At 53.0% G+C, this 18,693-nt stretch carries 17 protein-coding genes; 7 read left to right on the top strand and 10 right to left on the bottom strand.

What is annotated here, in order from left to right; translation table 11 throughout:
* Positions 1–137 precede the first annotated feature (137 nt).
* The 7 genes from purL to cysS all read left to right on the top strand — a co-directional run bounded on the left by purL (position 138) and on the right by cysS (position 11,026).
* Positions 138–4,028, top strand: a complete 3,891-nt coding sequence (gene purL, locus Ga0123461_RS09765) for a phosphoribosylformylglycinamidine synthase (RefSeq protein ID WP_100278782.1) — start codon at positions 138–140, stop codon at positions 4,026–4,028.
* A gap of 66 nt (positions 4,029–4,094) precedes the next feature.
* The gene (locus Ga0123461_RS09760) at positions 4,095–5,729 is read left to right on the top strand and encodes a CTP synthase (RefSeq protein ID WP_100278159.1); all 1,635 of its coding nucleotides are present in this window, start codon (positions 4,095–4,097) and stop codon (positions 5,727–5,729) included.
* Positions 5,729–6,553: a 3-deoxy-8-phosphooctulonate synthase gene (gene kdsA / locus Ga0123461_RS09755; protein WP_198507054.1), complete on the top strand. Its 825-nt coding sequence runs from the start codon at positions 5,729–5,731 to the stop codon at positions 6,551–6,553. Before Ga0123461_RS09760 ends, kdsA begins: the two co-directional genes overlap by 1 nt.
* 82 nt (positions 6,554–6,635) lie before the next feature.
* Positions 6,636–7,919, top strand: a complete 1,284-nt coding sequence (gene eno / locus Ga0123461_RS09750; protein ID WP_100278157.1) for a phosphopyruvate hydratase — start codon at positions 6,636–6,638, stop codon at positions 7,917–7,919.
* A 49-nt stretch (positions 7,920–7,968) separates the two neighbouring features.
* Entirely contained in the window at positions 7,969–8,280 is a 312-nt protein-coding gene (locus Ga0123461_RS09745; protein ID WP_232710141.1) for an FtsB family cell division protein, read from the top strand.
* Positions 8,277–9,662: a glutamate--tRNA ligase gene (gene gltX / locus Ga0123461_RS09740; RefSeq protein WP_100278155.1), complete on the top strand. Its 1,386-nt coding sequence runs from the start codon at positions 8,277–8,279 to the stop codon at positions 9,660–9,662. Before Ga0123461_RS09745 ends, gltX begins: the two co-directional genes overlap by 4 nt.
* On the top strand, positions 9,659–11,026 hold the full coding sequence (gene cysS, locus Ga0123461_RS09735; RefSeq protein WP_100278154.1) for a cysteine--tRNA ligase: 1,368 nt from the start codon (positions 9,659–9,661) through the stop codon (positions 11,024–11,026). The genes gltX and cysS overlap by 4 nt, the downstream gene beginning before the upstream one ends.
* 116 nt (positions 11,027–11,142) lie before the next feature.
* Here cysS and Ga0123461_RS09730 read toward each other — a convergent pair whose 3' ends face one another.
* From Ga0123461_RS09730 to rsmI, 10 genes are all read right to left on the bottom strand, one after another.
* Entirely contained in the window at positions 11,143–11,355 is a 213-nt protein-coding gene (locus tag Ga0123461_RS09730; RefSeq protein ID WP_100278153.1) for an acetyltransferase, read from the bottom strand.
* 86 nt (positions 11,356–11,441) lie between these two features.
* The gene (locus Ga0123461_RS12735) at positions 11,442–12,875 is read right to left on the bottom strand and encodes an OmpA family protein (protein WP_100278152.1); all 1,434 of its coding nucleotides are present in this window, start codon (positions 12,873–12,875) and stop codon (positions 11,442–11,444) included.
* Positions 12,876–12,967: 92 nt separating this feature from the next.
* The gene (gene orn / locus Ga0123461_RS09720) at positions 12,968–13,507 is read right to left on the bottom strand and encodes an oligoribonuclease (RefSeq protein WP_100278151.1); all 540 of its coding nucleotides are present in this window, start codon (positions 13,505–13,507) and stop codon (positions 12,968–12,970) included.
* A gap of 12 nt (positions 13,508–13,519) precedes the next feature.
* Entirely contained in the window at positions 13,520–14,689 is a 1,170-nt protein-coding gene (locus tag Ga0123461_RS09715; RefSeq protein WP_100278150.1) for a 4-phosphoerythronate dehydrogenase, read from the bottom strand.
* A 76-nt stretch (positions 14,690–14,765) separates the two neighbouring features.
* Positions 14,766–15,239, bottom strand: a complete 474-nt coding sequence (gene rfaE2 / locus Ga0123461_RS09710) for a D-glycero-beta-D-manno-heptose 1-phosphate adenylyltransferase (protein ID WP_100278149.1) — start codon at positions 15,237–15,239, stop codon at positions 14,766–14,768.
* Positions 15,236–15,808: a BON domain-containing protein gene (locus tag Ga0123461_RS09705; protein WP_100278148.1), complete on the bottom strand. Its 573-nt coding sequence runs from the start codon at positions 15,806–15,808 to the stop codon at positions 15,236–15,238. Before Ga0123461_RS09705 ends, rfaE2 begins: the two co-directional genes overlap by 4 nt.
* A 109-nt stretch (positions 15,809–15,917) precedes the next feature.
* A complete protein-coding gene (locus Ga0123461_RS09700; protein WP_100278147.1) occupies positions 15,918–16,871 on the bottom strand; it encodes a GSU2086 family protein in 954 nt (317 codons plus the stop codon).
* Positions 16,868–17,428 carry a D-sedoheptulose-7-phosphate isomerase gene (locus tag Ga0123461_RS09695; protein ID WP_100278781.1) on the bottom strand — a complete coding sequence of 187 codons (561 nt, stop codon included), beginning with the start codon at positions 17,426–17,428 and terminating at the stop codon, positions 16,868–16,870. Before Ga0123461_RS09695 ends, Ga0123461_RS09700 begins: the two co-directional genes overlap by 4 nt.
* Before the next feature lie 23 nt (positions 17,429–17,451).
* Positions 17,452–17,814, bottom strand: coding sequence for a YraN family protein (locus Ga0123461_RS09690; RefSeq protein WP_100278146.1), 363 nt, complete (start codon positions 17,812–17,814; stop codon positions 17,452–17,454).
* A complete protein-coding gene (gene rsmI, locus Ga0123461_RS09685) occupies positions 17,811–18,668 on the bottom strand; it encodes a 16S rRNA (cytidine(1402)-2'-O)-methyltransferase (RefSeq protein WP_100278145.1) in 858 nt (285 codons plus the stop codon). The genes Ga0123461_RS09690 and rsmI overlap by 4 nt, the downstream gene beginning before the upstream one ends.
* Between the last annotated feature and the right edge of the window lie 25 nt (positions 18,669–18,693).

The raw sequence follows: 18,693 nt of genomic DNA, 5'->3' as shown, positions 1-18,693 counted from the left end.
TTCCCCATTTCCTCTGGTGAGTTATTGCATTGCAATATAGTAGAATGTTTAGTGGTAAATGTGAACTTGATCACAGGTAGAGTGGAGGGTGGATATTCGTGCTTGGTTTCATGCTTTCAGGCCATAGAATGCAGGGCATGACCGATCTGATTTCCACAACCAATATCATCACACTTAAAGGCAAAAGTGCGCTCTCCGATTTCCGGCGCGATAAGCTGCTTGAAACTTTCAGGGCGATTGGGTTGTCTGAGGTTGAGCTTCAGGCTGATTATATTCATATCGCTGAAGTGAAGCTGGGGTGGGGTGTCGGGGATACCAATCGTCTGGCCGAGTTGCTGGGTGATGTGCCGGTGCTGTTTGATGATCATGCCGCCGATAACCTCTTCATTGTGGTGCCACGTATAGGCACGATCAGCCCATGGTCATCTAAGGCGACTGATATTGCAGGTCTCTGTGGTATGGGATCACTGGTTCGTCTGGAGCGTGGCGCTGTCTACCACATCAGTGGTATTCCACACGAGAAACATGCGGCTGCGGCAGCGCTGATTCATGATCGCATGACCGAATCGGTACTCTCGGATGTTAATGAGCTTGATCGCTTGTTTGCCCATCATGCACCAGCACCACTGGTGACCATTGATGTGTTGGATGGTGGACGTACAGCACTGGAGGGGGCCAACCGCGAATTGGGGCTGGCGCTGGCTGATGATGAGATCGACTACCTGCTTGAGAATTTCATCAGGCTTGAACGTAATCCTTCCGATGCGGAGCTGATGATGTTTGCTCAGGCCAACTCCGAGCATTGCCGCCATAAGATTTTCAATGCCGACTGGATTATCGATGGCGAGAAGATGGATCGTTCGCTCTTTTCGATGATCCGCAATACCCACCAGCTCAATCCGGAAGGGACATTGGTCGCCTACAGCGATAACTCCTCAGTGATTGAGGGTGGTAAATCCAAACGCTTCTACCCTGATAGTGACGGCCACTACAAGGCACATGATGATGACCTCCACATTCTGATGAAGGTCGAGACACACAACCATCCGACGGCTATCTCTCCATTTGCAGGTGCTGCTACCGGCTCCGGTGGTGAGATTCGCGATGAGGGTGCAACCGGCATTGGCTCCAAGCCCAAGGCAGGGCTGTGCGGATTTTCAGTTTCCAACCTGCGCATCCCCGGTTTTGAGCAGCCTTGGGAAGTCGATTTCGGCAAGCCTGATCGTATTGTCTCCGCGCTTGATATTATGATCGATGGCCCGATTGGAGCGGCCGCTTTTAATAACGAATTTGGGCGTCCGAACCTTGCCGGATACTTCCGCACCTATGAACAGGAGGTGCAGGGAGAGCTGCGCGGTTATCACAAGCCAATTATGATCGCTGGTGGTGTCGGCAACATTGATGCTCGTCATGTGTACAAGAAAGAGGTGCCGGTTGGCAGTCTGATTATCCAGCTCGGTGGCCCGGCTATGCTGATCGGGCTTGGTGGTGGTGCGGCATCAAGTATGGATACCGGTGCCAATGCTGAGTCCCTCGATTTCGATTCAGTACAGCGAGGCAACCCCGAGATGGAGCGTCGCTGCCAGGAGGTTCTCGACCGTTGCTGGCAGATGGGTGATAGCAACCCGATCCTCTTTATTCACGATATCGGTGCCGGTGGCCTTTCCAACGCAGTGCCGGAACTGATTGATGATGCCGGCCGCGGCGGCTGGGTGGACCTTCGCGCTGTACACAATATGGAGCCGGGCATGAGCCCGATGCAGATCTGGTGTAATGAAGCGCAGGAGCGTTACATGCTGGCGATTGCACCTGGATCTCGTGAGTTGTTCACTGAACTCTGCGAGCGCGAGCGTTGTCTGTTTGCAGTGCTTGGTGAAGCAAAAGAGGAGCGTGACCTCACGGTCCATGATCCGGAGTTCGGTAATAATCCGGTAGATATTTCTCTGAATGTGTTGCTTGGTAAACCGCCGAAGATGGTGCGGGATGTCACCCATAGCACATCGAAATACGAAGATCTGAACCTGAATGAGATCGACCTGAATGAGGCGGTTAAACGTGTGCTGCGCCTGCCTGCAGTCGCCAGCAAGGAATTTTTGATCACTATTGGTGACCGCTCCATTACAGGTCTTGTAGCCCGCGATCAGATGGTTGGCCCGTGGCAGGTGCCTGTGGCTGATGTGGCAGTAACTGCAACTGATTATACCCACTACACTGGTGAGGCGATGTGCATGGGTGAGCGAACCCCGATTGCGGTGCTTGATGCTGCGGCCTCAGGGCGCATGGCGATTGGTGAGGCACTGACCAATGTGGCGGCAGCTGCAATTGAAAAAATCGGCGATATAAAGCTATCTGCCAACTGGATGGCGGCTTGCGGTCACGAGGGTGAGGATGCCCGTCTGTTTGATACCGTGAAGGCGGTTGGTATGGAGCTCTGTCCCGAACTCGGGATTTCGATCCCGGTAGGCAAGGACTCGCTCTCGATGAAGTCAGTCTGGCAAGAGGGTGGAGAAAAGCGCGAAATGTTCTCGCCGCTCTCTTTGATTGTCTCTGCTTTTGCACCGGTTTCCGATATCCGTAAAACGCTAACTCCGGAGCTGAAGCTTGATCAGGGTGATTCCGATCTGATTCTGCTTGATCTGGGTGGTGGCAAACATCGCCTCGGCGGATCTGCGCTTGCACAGGTCTATGGTAAAACCGGCGAAGCGGTTCCCGATGTTGATGATGCGGGACTGCTGAAGAGCTTCTTCAATGGCATCCAGAAGTTGAACAGTGAAGGGCTGCTGCTGGCCTATCATGATCGCTCCGACGGTGGCCTTTTTGCAACACTGGCTGAGATGGCCTTTGCCGCACGCGCTGGGCTGAAGATCCACCTTGAAACCTTGATGGGGGACTGCAGCGGTGACGAGGTGCGCATCCTCTTTTCCGAAGAGTTGGGCGCGGTAATACAGATTCGTCGCTCCGATCGTGAAAAGGTGCTTGCGACTCTGGCCGGCATTGGGCTTGCACATGTGGCACATGTAATTGGCCACCCGCGCACCGACGGTCGTGTCGTTATGGCATGCCACGAGCATGTGGTTTTTGATGAAAATGTTCAGCTCCTGCAGCAGGTATGGGCAGAGACCAGCTATCGCATGCAGTCACTTCGCGATAACCCGGCCTGTGCACAGGAGGCTTTCGATGCCATTGCCAATCCGGATGATAGTGGTTTGTTTGCAGAGCTTAGTTTCGCCCCTGCGGATGATATCTGTGCACAGTATATCGGCGCTATTAAGCCGAAGATGGCAGTGCTCAGGGAGCAGGGGGTCAATGGCCAGATCGAGATGGCGGCTGCATTTGATCGCGCCGGATTCGACTGTGTAGATCTGCACATGTCCGATATTATTGAAGGGCGCATCGGTCTTGAAGAGTTTCAGGGGCTGGTTGCCTGTGGCGGTTTCTCCTTTGGTGATGTGTTGGGTGCAGGTCGCGGCTGGGCCAATACGGTAATGTTCAATACCCGGGCCCGGGATCAGTTTGATGGCTTTTTCCATCGCAGTGACAGCTTCGCCCTTGGTGTCTGTAATGGTTGCCAGATGATGAGTGGCCTGAAATCGATTATACCCGGCGCTGAGAACTGGCCAAGTTTTGAACGCAACCGCTCCGAGCAGTTTGAAGCGCGCCTATTGCAGGTGGAGGTGCTCGAGTCACCATCGATCTTCCTGAATGGCATGGCGGGCTCTAGGTTGCCGCTGGTGGTGGCGCATGGTGAGGGGAGGGTTGAGTTCGGCTCTGATGAACAGCGTGCAAATGCACTCTCGGCATTGCGCTTCCTAGGACCTGATGGGGCTGCAGCAAACAGTTATCCGCATAATCCAAACGGCTCTCCTGATGGTCTGACCGGCTTCACTACGGCAGATGGCCGTTTCACCATCATGATGCCGCATCCGGAGCGCCTTTTCCGTTCTGCGCAGTATTCATGGAAACCGGAAGGGTGGGGTGAGGATGGTCCTTGGATGCGTATGTTCCGCAATGCCAGGAAATGGTGTTAATAGCCCTAGTATTAAACGTTTTTAACTGGCGGAGGTTGGTGGCTTCTGCTAACTTGCCGCCCCGTCATGAATAATAATACTCGATTCGTTTTTGTAACCGGCGGGGTGGTCTCATCACTCGGCAAAGGTATCGCTGCTGCAAGTCTTGCAGCCCTCTTTGAAGCACGTGGCCTGAAGGTCACGATGCAGAAGCTCGACCCTTATATCAATGTAGACCCCGGAACCATGAGCCCGTTCCAGCACGGTGAGGTTTATGTCACCGATGATGGTGCTGAAACCGATCTTGATCTCGGCCACTATGAACGCTTTACCCATGCCGTGATGTCCAAACGTTCCAACTTTACCAGCGGACGCATCTACGAGTCAGTGATTCGTCGTGAGCGCCGAGGTGATTATCTGGGCGCAACCGTGCAGGTGATCCCGCATATTACCGATGCGATCAAAAATGCAATTCTCTCCCTTAGGTCTGAAGATGTGGATATCGCGCTCGTCGAGATTGGCGGTACGGTGGGTGATATTGAATCACAACCGTTCCTTGAGGCAATTCGTCAGCTGCGTTTTGATCTGGGGCGTAAAAACACCGCTTATATCCATTTGACACTCTTGCCTTACATCAAATCAGCCGGTGAAATCAAATCCAAGCCAACACAGCATTCAGTGCAGAAGTTGCGTGAAATCGGTATTCAACCGGATGTTCTGCTGTGCCGTTCCGAGCACCCGATTCCAAAGGGGCAGAAGGATAAGATTGCTCTGTTCTGTAATGTTGATCGGGATGCTGTGATTGATGCCCCTGATGTGGATACGATCTATGGTGTCCCTCTGAAGCTGCGTGAAGGCGGCCTCAGCAACGTGGTTCTTGATCACTTCGGTATAGATGCACCTGAACCGGATCTTTCCGTTTGGATGAATATCTGTCGCGAGATTCGTGAGCCGGAGCAGGAGATCAGCATTGCCATGGTCGGCAAATATGTTGAGCTTGCTGATGCCTACAAGTCAGTGAATGAGTCACTGATTCACGGTGGCATGAGCAACGGCGTGCGCGTAAAAATTAAATATTTCGATGCTGAATCACTGGAAAAACAGGGGACAGAATGCCTTGAAGGCATGGACGGTATCCTTGTGCCGGGTGGTTTTGGTGAGCGTGGAACCGAGGGCAAGATTGCCGCGATCCGCTATGCGCGCGAGAACAAGGTGCCATTTCTGGGTATCTGCCTCGGCATGCAGCTGGCGGTTGTAGAGTTTGCCCGCAATGTTGCAGGCCTTACCAAGGCGATCAGCAGTGAATTTGATGAGCGTGCCGAGCAGCCTGTGATTGCACTGATGACTGAGTGGGATCAGGAAGGCAGCCGTGTTCAGCGTGATTTTGACAGCGATCTGGGTGGCACGATGAGGCTCGGTGGTTATCCTTGTACGGTCATTGAAGGCACGCGCGCTTTTGCTGCTTACGGTCAGAGTGAAATCCGCGAGCGTCACCGTCATCGCTATGAGTTCAACAACACCTACCGTGCACAGCTGGAAGAGGCTGGCCTGATTGTATCAGGCACCCTGCCGGATAACTCGCTGGTGGAGATGGTGGAGGTAGGCGACCATCCGTGGTTTGTCGCCTGTCAGTTCCATCCGGAGTTTCTGTCGCGTCCGTATGCGCCACATCCCCTGTTCGCAGCCTTTGTGAGCGCCAGTAAAGAGAAGGCGACAGTCTGATGGGATCAGTTGTCTCTGTTGGCGAGATCAAGGTCGCCAATGACCTGCCGTTGGTTCTGTTTGCAGGGCCGTGTGTCATTGAGGGTGAATCCTTTACACTGAAAGCAGCCGAGGCGATTGCAACGATTGCTAAAGGGGTTGGTGTGCCGCTGGTCTTCAAGTCCAGCTTTGATAAGGCCAACCGTACCAGTAAGGATGGCTTTCGTGGCCCTGGTCTGGATGAGGGGCTGAGAATCCTGCAGCGGGTCAAGGATGAGCTGGGATTGCCGATCATAACCGACGTGCATACCCCGGAGCAGGCAATAGCTGTTGCCGAGGTCGCCGATATTTTACAGACACCTGCGTTTCTATGTCGCCAGACCGATTTTATTCAGGCCGTTGCGGCAACCGGTAAACCTGTGAACATCAAGAAGGGGCAGTTTCTGGCGCCCTGGGACATGAAACATGTGCTCGATAAGGCACTGGCGACCGGCAACGATCAGATCATGCTCTGCGAACGCGGTGCCAGTTTCGGTTACAATAATCTGGTGTCGGATATGCGGTCACTGCTGGTGATGAAGGAGTTCGGTGCACCGGTCGTCTTTGATGCCACCCACTCTGTGCAGCAGCCTGGTGGGCTTGGTGGTGCAACCGGCGGCAATCGTGAGTTTGTGCCAGGGCTTTCGCAGGCAGCAGTTGCTACGGGCATCGCTGCACTGTTTATGGAGGTGCATCCAGATCCGGACAAGGCACTCTCCGACGGGCCTAATTCGTTGCCATTGGGTGACCTTGCAAAGCTGCTGGATCGATTGAAGCGGCTGGATGTCATAGCTAAAGAGAGTTAATGGGTGCGGCCATGACGGCCGGCCTGAAAATAATGAAAATGAAAAGCAGATGTTCGGCACAGGGTCGAACACAGGAGTAGAGATGAGTGAAATTGTAACAGTCCATGGCCGCGAGATTTTTGATTCGCGTGGTAACCCAACCGTTGAGGTTGATGTGAAGCTGGCAAGCGGTGCCTTTGCCCGTGCCGCCGTTCCAAGCGGTGCCTCTACCGGTTCTCGCGAAGCAGTAGAGTTGCGTGATGGCGGTTCCCGCCTAGATGGTAAAGGCGTGAAAAATGCCGTTGCCAATGTGAATAGTGAGATTGCCGCTGCCGTTAAGGGTATGAATGCAGCCGATCTTGCAGCGCTGGATAACAGACTGATCGAACTTGATGGCACGCCAAACAAAGGTCGCTTGGGTGCGAATGCTATTCTCGGCGTATCGATGGCTGTAGCCAAGGCGCAGGCATCTGAAAATGGCGAGTCTCTGTTCCGTTATCTTGGTGGTGCTGATGCCAATCTGATGCCGGTTCCATGCATGAACGTGATCAACGGCGGTTCCCACGCTGATAACAGCATCGATTTTCAGGAGTACATGATTGCACCGGCCGGTGCATCATCATTTGCTGAATCGATGGATATGGGTGCAGAAGTATTCCATGCGCTGAAATCTGTGCTTAAAGCCGGTGGTCATATTACTGCTGTGGGTGATGAGGGTGGTTTTGCCCCTAACCTCGGTTCCAATGAAGAGGGCATCACCGTCATTCTTGAAGCGATTGAGAAAGCTGGCCTGAAGGCCGGTTCCGATATTGTTATCTGCTCCGATATGGCTGCATCTGAATTCTATCGTGGCGGTTCCTATGTGCTGGCTGGTGAAGGCAATCGCAAGCTCGATTCAGTTGGCATGGTTGATCTGATTGAATCACTTTGCAGGCAGTATCCGATCGTCTCGATTGAAGATGGTCTTGATGAGAATGACTGGGATGGCTGGAAGATTTTGACCGACCGTGTTGGTGATCGCGTTCAGCTGGTTGGAGATGACCTGTTTGTGACCAATCCTGCGATTCTGAAAGAGGGAATTGATAAGGGTGTCGCCAATGCGCTGCTGGTGAAGGTCAACCAGATCGGCACGCTCACTGAGACCATTGCCGCTGTGAATATGGCGCATGATGCCGGTTACCGTTGCATGATGAGCCATCGTTCAGGTGAAACCGAAGATGCAACCATTGCCGATCTTGCTGTGGCACTCTCTACTGGCCAGATCAAGACGGGTTCCGCATCGCGTTCAGACCGTATGGCGAAATATAACCAGCTGCTTCGTATCGAAGAGGAGCTTGGCAGTGCCGCACGTTACGCCGGACATGCTGCGTTTGGTCTTTCTCGCTGATCGGGAAGGGTTCGCCGCGCCCTAATGGGTATCTGAGGTGGTGAGGGTAGTGGGTCGCTGGCTCTTCTGGGGACTTTCGGCAGTCGGCCTTTGTTACATGGTCTGGAGCATGGTCTTTTCAGATCATGGGTATCTGGTCTATCGCCAGGAAGCCATGCAGACCGCGGAACTCAGGGGTGAGCTTAAAGAGTTACAGGTGGAGCGGGAGCGATTGGCTCAAGAGGTTCTTCGGCTGAGAAACGATCCTGATGCGTTGGAAGAGCTGGTTCACCGGGAACTGGGATATGTTTATCCTGATGAGATCATTCTGGTCATGCCGGAGCATGCGGGTGAAGAGGAAGAGAAGGTGAGTAGTCCATGAGTGTTGTTACCCGATTCGCGCCATCACCGACCGGCCTGCTGCACCTGGGCAATGTACGTACTGCGCTGCTTAACTGGCTCTATGCCCGTAAGCATGGTGGTTCATTCATGCTCCGTTTCGAGGATACAGACCAGGGCCGTTCTGAACTGGAATATATCAATGCCATCCAGACAGATCTGCAGTGGTTGGGGCTGAACTGGGATGGTGAACCTCATTTCCAGTCTGAGCATGCTGGCAATCACGGTGATGCACTTGAAAAGCTGGCAGCGGGTGGTTTGGCCTACCGCTGCTTCTGCAGTGAAACAAAGCTGAGTCTGGATCGCAAACTGGCCACATCACGTGGCCTGCCGCCGCGTTATGCGGGACACTGCAAAGCACTCTCTGCCGATGAAGCAGCGGAGAGGGCAGAGCAGGAACCGTTTGTCTGGCGCCTGGCCGTACATGCGCATCAGGGTGAGGTCACTGTTGCCGATGCACTGCATGGTGATGTTACCTTCGCGCTGCGTGATCTTGATGATCCTGTGGTGGTGCGTTCCGACGGCACCTTTACCTTCCTGCTGCCCAATGCTGTTGATGATGCACTTGATGGCATTACCCACGTGCTGCGTGGTGATGACCATCTGACCAATTCAGCCTATCAGGTGTGGCTGTTGAATGGCCTGGGCTTCACACCACCGGTTTACCTTCATCACGGCCTTCTGCTGGGTCAGGATGGTGCGAAACTTTCCAAACGTGCAGGCAGCCACTCTGTGGCGGAGCTGCGCGATGAGGGGTTGATTCCCGAAGCGCTGGTGCAGGCAATGACCCGGCTCGGGCATCCGAATCTGCCGGATGAACTGCATGACCATGCAGCGCTGGCGACCCACTTTGATGCAGAGCACGTTTCAACCAGCTCAGTTCGCTGGTCGGACCAGGAGATGTGGCGCTGGCATAGCCGCCTGTTGCATGAGCTCGATAATGACTGTTTAACCCTCTTGATTCAGCCCTATGTTCCGGATGTGAAAACAGAGCGGCTGACTGCGTTTGCAGCGCTGATTGGCAAGAATATTGAGCGTGCCAGTGACGCGGCTCTATTCCAGCGGCTGCTGGATGTGAATGCGCCTCTGGAGGCCGAAGCGCTGCCAGTTGTGAAAGAAGCGGGGGCAGAATTTTACCAGCATGCAATTGATGCCTGGCTTGCCCTTGAAGACCATAGCTGGCAAAACCTGACGGCTATCGTCAAAGAAAAAACCGATTGCAAGGGCAAAGCACTGTTTATGCCGCTACGCGTGGCACTTTCCGGAGCACTGCACGGGCCTGAGATGTCCGAAGTTGTGGCATTCCTTGGCAGTGATGCGATTGTAGCCAGACTTGAGTATGCAAAAAGGCAGGCAGAATCATGACGTTACACGTTTATAATACAATCACCCGCAAGAAGGAGCTGTTCAAGCCTCTGGTTGAAGGCAAGGTGGGGATGTATGTCTGCGGTGTAACCGTTTATGACTACTGTCACGTCGGACATGCACGTGTAATGGTGGTCTTCGATATTATCAACCGTTGGCTGCAACAGCTTGGCTATGATGTGGATTATGTGCGTAACTTCACCGATGTAGATGATAAAATCATAAACCGTGCCAATGAGCGCGGCATTTCGATATCCCACCTCACCACCGAGATGATTGCAGCCTTTCACGAGGATGCCGATATCTTGGGTTGTGACAGGCCCACACACGAACCTCGTGCTACTGCTCATATGGATGAGATGATCGAGATGATCTCAGCACTCGTGGAAAAGGGGCATGCCTATGTTTCCGCTTCCGGTGATGTGCTCTATGCTGTGCGTAAGTTTCCTGATTATGGCCTGCTCTCGGGAAAGAATATTGATGAACTGGAATCGGGAAGCCGCGTCGATGTTGATAACACCAAACGCGACCCGCTTGATTTTGTACTCTGGAAAATGGCCAAAGCGGATGAACCCGGCTGGGATTCACCGTGGGGTCCTGGGCGTCCGGGCTGGCATATTGAGTGTTCGGCGATGAGTTGTTCACATCTGGGAACCACCTTCGATATTCATGGTGGCGGTATGGATCTGAAGTTTCCACACCATGAGAATGAGATTGCTCAGGCGCGTGCTGCCAACGATGGCGGCTTTGCCCGCTACTGGCTGCATAACGGCTTTGTGAATATTAATGCAGAGAAGATGTCCAAATCGCTGGGTAACTTCTTCACCATCCGTGAGGTTTTGAAGTCTTATCATCCCGAGGTGCTGCGTATGTTTATGCTCGGCACGCACTACCGTTCGGCACTGGATTTCTCGGATAAGGCACTTGATGAGGCCAAGTCGGCACTCGATAGGCTTTATGAGACGAAAAAACGACTCTCTGATAAACGGGATGAGACAACGCCACTGCCTGAGAAGTTTGTCGATGTTATGAATGATGACTTCAATACACCGGAAGCGTTGGCTGTCCTGTTTGATGCTTGCCGCACACTGAATAAAGCGATTAATGATGGTGAAGACTTCACTTTGCTGGCTGGCCAGTTCAGTGCGATGACTGCGCTGCTCGGTATTGCCCAGCACGATGTGAACGAATGGTTCCAGGGTGGTGATGCGGATACCGACCAGATTGATGCCCTGATCTCCGAGCGTGCCGAGGCCAAGAAAGCCCGTGATTTCTCGCGTGCTGATGCGATCCGTAATGATCTGGCTGCACAGGGCATCGTACTTGAAGACACAGCCACCGGCACAACATGGAAGAAAGGCTAGCTGCTGAGGTGGCCAGCCTTCTCTCCGGCTGAAGAATCAGACACTCCAGAGTACATAAAAAAACAGCAGCCGCTAACACGGCTGCTGTTTTGATCTGGAGAACCCTTCTCGGCTGTTCAGAAGCTGACCCTGTAGTGCGGGTCGAGCCAGCATTTCGGCAGTGCTTCACCGGATGGAAAAACCAATCCGGATTTTTCGACACTGACAGGGTCGCCAGCTTCTTCGCCGGCATGATAGCGAACAGTGACTGAAGTTGAGTTGGGATCAGTCAATTCGCCCTGTTTTACCACCTGAGCCAGATCGCCATTGCTAACATTCCTTACAAACATATCAGCCTCCTGTGGATATCTTCAGTCACCTGACTGTACTACTAGTATAGGCCACGCTTATCCGTTCTGCCAGTAGCCCCTCCGGGCTATTTCACCTCAGTCGCGGTCGGAGCGATCAGGATAATATCGATACGACGGTTTTTGGTGCGTCCTGCAGCTGTTTCATTGTTGGCAATCGGTTTCTCTTCGCCATGACCGATAGCAGAGAAGCGGGAGTCGCTATTTGGCATCTGTAGCAGCAGGTACTCACGAACCGCATTGGCGCGCCGCTCGGAGAGCTCCTGGTTGTATTCGTTGGCACCCATGAAGTCAGTATGACCCTCAACGCGAACACTTCGGCTTGGGAATATCTCAATGGATTTGATTGCACTGTCCAAGAGGGCATAACCCTCTGGTGGAATGACCGCACTACCACTCAGGAAGTTCAGCTTTTTCATGCGCAGAATCACATCGGCATCCGGGGTAAGAAGAATCTCCACCTTCTCCGGATCAAACAGCTTGGTCAGCTGCTTGATTTTGGCTTCGGCTTCACGTTTGAGTTGTAGCTTGCGTCGAACATCAGCCATATCGGAAAGTTCCCCTTCATACTTGGCCAGTTTTTCACTCAGCTCACGAACCTGTTTGTCAGCATCCACAATCTGAGCACTGTGTTCCGCTTTCATATCTTCAATCGCCTGCTTGAGCAATGCCAGCTGAACTTCAGGGCTCTGGGAACGATCCAGCTGCAGGCCAAGAGCCTCTGCGAGGATTGCCATACGGGCATCATTGGCATTCACCCATGACTCTACAGTGGCAGGATTGCGATCAAACTTTGAACCGAGCTCGGACACACGTATCGCTTGTAATGCAGATGCCTGCCCTTTCTGAGAGAGACTGTAGGCTTCGCTCTGAGCATTTGGATTATCCTTAATCAGCTTGTCAATCTGGTTCTGTGTATTAATAGCGTTCTTTAGTGCGTTTGGGGCGTAATCAGGAGCCTTTAATTTGCGTGCTGTGGCAACATTTTTCGAGATTGGACGTACAAACTGTTCGCGTGCTGCCACGACCTGTGCTGCATGTAAGGTTACCAGTGCAGTTTTCTGCTCACGCAAGGCTTTGCTCTCATTGCCGCTTTCAGCAGCAGCAACTACGTTGCTGAACTCTTTCTCTGAACGTTCCCCAAGATCGTCTCGAACATATTCGGCACCGGCCATTTTAAGGCGGTCGCGGGATTCCACGAGGCCGGAGAAGTTGCGGGTGAATTTCTGTGAAAGTTCCGATGCCTGTCTGGCATCGATTGTGGCTTCATTGAGAAGGCGTACTACGCTGCTGCTATCACTCTGGGAACGCAGTAGTTTTTCTGCTTCGGCAAGTTTGCTTGTCGCGGCACTGAAGTGTTCTGGCGCAAATTCCGAAGCACGTAACGCTTCAGCCTCAGTTATCGCGGTTTTTGCCTCATCCATAGGCCCTGCCTGTGCGGGGCTGCTCAGTGTTAGGAATGAAAGTGATAGGAAAACTACAAGGCATGTACGTAAGAACATCTGAAACTCCTCTCTTTCGGTATATCATAATACCGGATTGAAGCTGGGATTATCTTTACCTCATTTTGACTTAATGTGACCACTCACACAAATTATCGAAAAAAGTTTTTGCGGTAGAAAGCCAGCTCATTAATGGATTCGCGGATATCTGATAGTGCCAGGTGCTCGGACTGTTTTATAGGGGCCTTCATATTCGGATACCAGCGACGCCCCAGCTCCTTGATCGTGCTGACATCAATATTACGGTAGTGAACATAGCCCTCAAGCTCCTGCATATAGCGGGAGAGGAAGATGCGATCCTGATGGATGGAGTTGCCGCAAAGTGGCGAGCAGCGTTCCGGCACATATTTTTTGATGAAATTGAGCGTCTGAGTTTCGGCTTTGCGCATGCTTACCAATGAGTTGCGCACTCGGGCGGTCAGCCCCGACTGGGCGTGATGCTGGGTGCACCACTCATCCATGCTATCAAGCACCTCATCCGGCTGGTGGATGACAATATTTGGGCCTTCGGCGAGTACATTCAGTTCACCATCGGTAATGATGGTAGCGATCTCAAGAATGGTTTCACGCTCCGGATCAAGACCGCTCATCTCAAGATCCATCCAGACTAAATTGTTTCGATTCACTGTCATAATACTTAGATCCTAAATAACTTTTATGCCAAAAGCATGTGCCAGTTGCGTCACTGATGCAACTTTCGAATTAAAGTGGACCGGTGAGTGCATCCAGGCTCGTCTTGCAGGATAGTGGCGGCGATAGCTGGCAAAGGCAGTCGGCAGTTCATTTTCGCAGATCCCCCCCCACGATTTCATGGTCGCATGGTCTTTGTCGATCGGGTAGAGCTGCCTGGCCGCAGCATAAATTGTGATCCAGGGATCACCCGAATCCTCGATGATGATCGGTGCTGGTGGCGCCGGAAGATGCTGCTGCATGTTCCACTCCTGCTCAATTCCAAGAAACTGGCAGAGTGCATTGTAGACGTATTGCGTGTTGGCGGCCTTGCCATCAAGGGAGTGGCCAGCGACATGGGGTGTGGCGATAACCATTTGCGGGTGCTGGAGCAACTTTTGCAGCGGTGCTGGTTCATTCTCCCAGCAGTCCAGAGCAGCAAAGCGTGAACGGTCATCCTCCAGCCAGTCAATCAGTGCAAGATTATCCAGGCAGCCGCCACGGGCAGCGTTGAAAATACCTCTTCCCTGGAATCGGCTCAACCGCTCTTCGTTGATCAGGTGGTGGGTGCAATCTTCTTTGTCGCGAATCATCGGCGTATGCAGGGTGATGATATCAGCCTGCTCCAGCACCTCATCGAGTGATACAAAAGCACCGCTTCCTTCGCGGCGCTGTCGGGGAGGATCATTGAGAAGCACCTTGATTCCAACGGCTTTGCATACCTGTGCCAGTGCGCTTCCGATCCGTCCGACACCAATAATACCGATGGCGGTGTCGGGAATGGAGATCACTCCGTTGGCATGCAGCTGGAGAAGCGAAGCAATCATGTATTCGATGACTGAGCCGGTAGAGGAGCCGGCAGCATTGGCCCAAGCGATGCCATTGGCATCCAGCCATGCCTTATCATAATGATCGTCACCAATGGTGGCGGTCGCGGCAAAGCGAACGGGTGTGCCCTGCAGAAGTTCCGCATTCACTTTGGTGGATGAGCGGGTAAGAAGAATGTCGGTATCCATCAGCATTTCGCGATTGATATCCCGGTTTTCCAGAATCCGGAGCCTGGTGTTTAGCCCTTTGAGCCTGGAGAAGGCAGATTCCACGCCCCAGATGTGTGCATCGGCTACGATGGTCAGATTGCGACTCATCCCCTAAAGATGACGAATCGAGTTTCGACAGCAAGTCATTTGTTCTGAATGTTCGTGATTATTATGTGACCGGCTGTTACCCGATCTCCTGAATGCGTTTGATCAGCGCTGTAGTGGAGTGGCCATCGACGAAGGTGATAACAGAGACGTGGCCGCCATTTTCTCTGACTTCCACTGCCCCGACGATATTGTCCGGCTCATAATCGCCACCTTTGACCAGAATGTCCGGTAGCAGGGTTTTGATCAGCCCAAGCGGCGTATCCTCTTCAAACGGCACGACCAGCGTGACTGACTTCAGTGCAGAAAGCATGACCTGCCTGTCCTGAAGCGGAGTGATGGGGCGGCTCTGCCCTTTCAGGCGCCTGATTGAGTCATCATCATTCAGGCCGACGATAAGAACATCACCCAGCGCTCTCGCTTTTGTCAGGTAGTCGATATGGCCCGGGTGGAGAAGGTCAAAACAACCGTTGGTGAATATAATTTTTTTGCCGCTTTCGCGCCACTGTTCAACCTGCCTGCGGGCAGCCTCCCATTCGGTAGAATGGTTCACTTCTGTGCGATTCGCATCAGGTCAATTACGGCGGTCACACCTTCAACAGATTTGGTCAAATCCTTGGCGTGCTGGCGCTGAACAAATGTATCCACAATGCCCTGCAGGTAAACTCTTCCACTTACGGTTTCCACCTTGATGGCAAAGCCGGACACATCTTCATCGTTCCACAATTTGGTTTTCACCTTGGTGGTGATCCAGCTGTCTGTCATGATAGAACGGATCTCCGGTTCACCTTCCAGTAATTCTGAATGCACCGAGCGAACCCCCTCGATTGACCTAGTAATATAGATAGCCCGGTCAATATGCTGCTGGCTGGGAAGGTGGCCGGTCAGCGTGGCATTTCCATCAATAACCTGCACGCTGACCCATCGTGATGGCATATCCTTCTCAGCAATCAAACGCGCATCAATCTTGGTTGTCAGCGCGGCATCATCCATCTGGATGCCGAGGCTGCGCTCGTCATGGGCTGAGTTGCTAACGGCCGCAGTACCACCGACAACAGCTGCAAAACAGCCTGAGAGTGAAAGCATTGCCGAAATAATGATAAAAAATCTTAGGTAGAACATGAGTAGTACTCCTTGGAAAAAGATAGTCACTGCCTTGGAAGGGATGCAAATTAATGTGCGTAACCTTGCCGGAACATGGTGATTCGTCCATGCGAGAGTTGTTGTCTGGTCAGATGACCTCGTCACCCAGCGCTTCAATCACGGAGGCGAAAAGAAGAGGTACAAGGATATCATCCGGACCGGATAGCCAGTAGCCCTGCCCATCCGGTTGCGACAGGCGTTCTACCACATCGGTAATCGCAGCAGTCGAGGCGGCGGGATCGATTACGGCTGTTGTAAGACCCTCGATGGTTTTGCCAACATTACGTGCCGCATCGAGTCCCTGCAGTAGCACGCGTGGCATAATTACACTGGATGCAATATTGAGGATCACACCATGGCTGGATTCCGCCAGCATACCAGCCAGCAAGCGGAAGTCCCTAAAGCTGGAGGCGCCCAGTGACTCGCCGTGTGCAGCAGGGTGCATGCCAAATGCATCGGCACCGATTGCCGGATGCACCGATACAGGTATACCGTAACGCTCTGCCGTAGCTACAATAGAGTGATTCAGGTGTTCGAATTCGGACTCTAGGAGCCGCTTGCCGACACTTTTCCCGATACCCCAGTTTTCAGTTGCACCATAATTAATCGCATCGTTGATCAGGCAACCCGTTTCCTCAGTCAGGCAGTAGTGGCCGTCGTTCAACTCACGCTCTCTGGAAGTCACAGTCTGCCCCATGATCGCTATCTCGACATCGAGCTCCAGTGCCGCGCCTGTCAGCGCCAACCCACTGATAATACGCTGTTCAATCAGTCGGCAGATCAGCGGCCCCAAGCCTGAATCAAGAACATGGCCACCGCATGCAAGGATGACCTGATGTTTGTGGCGGTAGGCGGTGACGATGGCATCACGCAGGTGAAACAGGTCTGCTGCACAGCCCAGATTCGGAAGGCTGCAAAGAAAGTTTTCAAAGCCGCTTCCAGCCTGATAAGGGGCTGCGAAATCCATACCTTCACTGTCCACTTCACGCTTGGAGATGGGGGTGGTTTTCATTTTTGCGAATGAGAGAGGTTTAATGGTCATGGCGTTTCTCCAAACATGTGCTGATCTACAAGGGAGCAGATGATATGCAGGCAGGTGATATGCATCTCCTGGATGCGAGGGGTGGAGTTGTGAGGGATGTTGATGTGAACTTTAATGTTGTTGTTGTGGCCCAGATCGCCGCCATCACGACCAGTCAGGGCGATGGTATGCATGCCGGCTGAGGTGGCAGCTTCAGCTGCTGCTGTGACATTATTCGAGGTGCCGCTGGTGGAAATGGCAAGAAGAAGGTCCCCGGGTCTTCCCAGTGCTTCCACCTGTCTGGAGAATACACGGTCAAACGAGAAGTCATTGGCGATACTGGTGATCACTGAGGCGTCATGGGTCAGAGCGATAGCTGCAAGCCCTCGCCGGTTGATCTCAAACCGGTTGACCAGTTCGGCAGCAAAATGCTGGGCATCGGCCGCTGAACCACCATTGCCACAGGCGAGAATTTTTCCGCCGCCCTGCAGGCAATCGACAATCGCTTGTGCCGCATCCAGCAGCGGCTGCGACAATGTTTCCATGCACTGCTTGCGAAGTTCGATGCCATCGGTCATGGCCTGATTGATCAGATCTCTATTCAATTGATTATATCCTTCATATGCTCGATGCGCGCAGGCACCCAGCTGGGTAAGCCCATTCTAGGGGTGACGATGATTAAATCAAAGCGGCATTGCAAACCTGCATATCGCGGGTATTTGACCAGCCACGCTTCAGCAGCAGAGTAGAGCCGGGCGCATTTATCCGCGTTCACAGCAAGCAGGCCCGAGCCTCTTGTTTTGTGCGCTTTGACTTCGACAAACAGCAGGAGCTCATCGGAGCTGGTGATGATATCGAGCTCTCCACGACCAAGGCGAATGTTGCGAGCGATGATATTAAAGCCCCTGCGGCTGAGGTATCGGGCTGCGATCTCTTCACCGCTGCGCCCTTGTGATGTACTCATTGCCCCGTGATCAGGTCATAAACCCGTGATTTGGAAACGCCCAGCTCTTTGGCCACACTTTTGGCTCTGGCCGAGGGTGGCAGGGCTTGCATCACGGCAGTTTCAAGCAGGGCATGGATATCCTCATCGTGGATCTCCCCCCTCACCTTCGGCAGGCAAGGGGCGACAATCAGCACGATCTCACCACGCGGTGCATGCTCGGAGAAGTGGGCAATCAGTTCTGCCACCGTGCCAGATATAAACTCCTCGTGCAGCTTGGTCAGTTCGCGTGCAACAACAAGCTCACGCACCTCTTCCAGCAACGGTTGAAGATTTTTCAGGCTACTCAGCAGGCGACGTGGCGATTCGAGGATGACATTGGTTTCAGAAGATTCTGCCACCCTCTGCATCGCTGTTGAGCGGGATGCGCCACTACGGGGAAGAAAACCTTCAAAACGGAAGTGGTCGGTAGGCAATCCCGCAGCGCATAGTGCGGTTAAAACACTACTTGCCCCGGGTATCGGGGTGATGCGGATGCCTTCGCTGCGAAGTTTGCGAACCAGTCGGTAGCCCGGATCACTGATCAGAGGTGTGCCTGCATCAGAGATCAGTGCAATGCTCTCTCCCTGCTGCAGCCGCTGCAGCAATTTCCCGGCTGCGTACTCTTCGTTGTGTTCGTGAACGGCTATCATCGGTGTGCTGATGCCGCAGTGTTGCAGCAGTTTGCGGCTGGTACGGGTGTCCTCGGCGGCAATAAGATCAACGTTTTTCAGCGTTTCTACTGCACGGTAGGTAATATCACCAAGATTTCCGATCGGTGTGGCAACGACGAAAAGTTGGCCAGTGGGGGTTTGATGTTTAGGCTGCGATTCCATGTATTGGATACGTTATCGTTCTCAC

It is taken from the genome of Mariprofundus aestuarium (assembly GCF_002795805.1).
GTDB classification, from domain to species: Bacteria; Pseudomonadota; Zetaproteobacteria; order Mariprofundales; family Mariprofundaceae; genus Mariprofundus; species Mariprofundus aestuarium.
The sequence above is the reverse complement of the archived record's forward strand: the minus strand, read 5'-3'. Positions and strand labels throughout refer to the sequence as shown.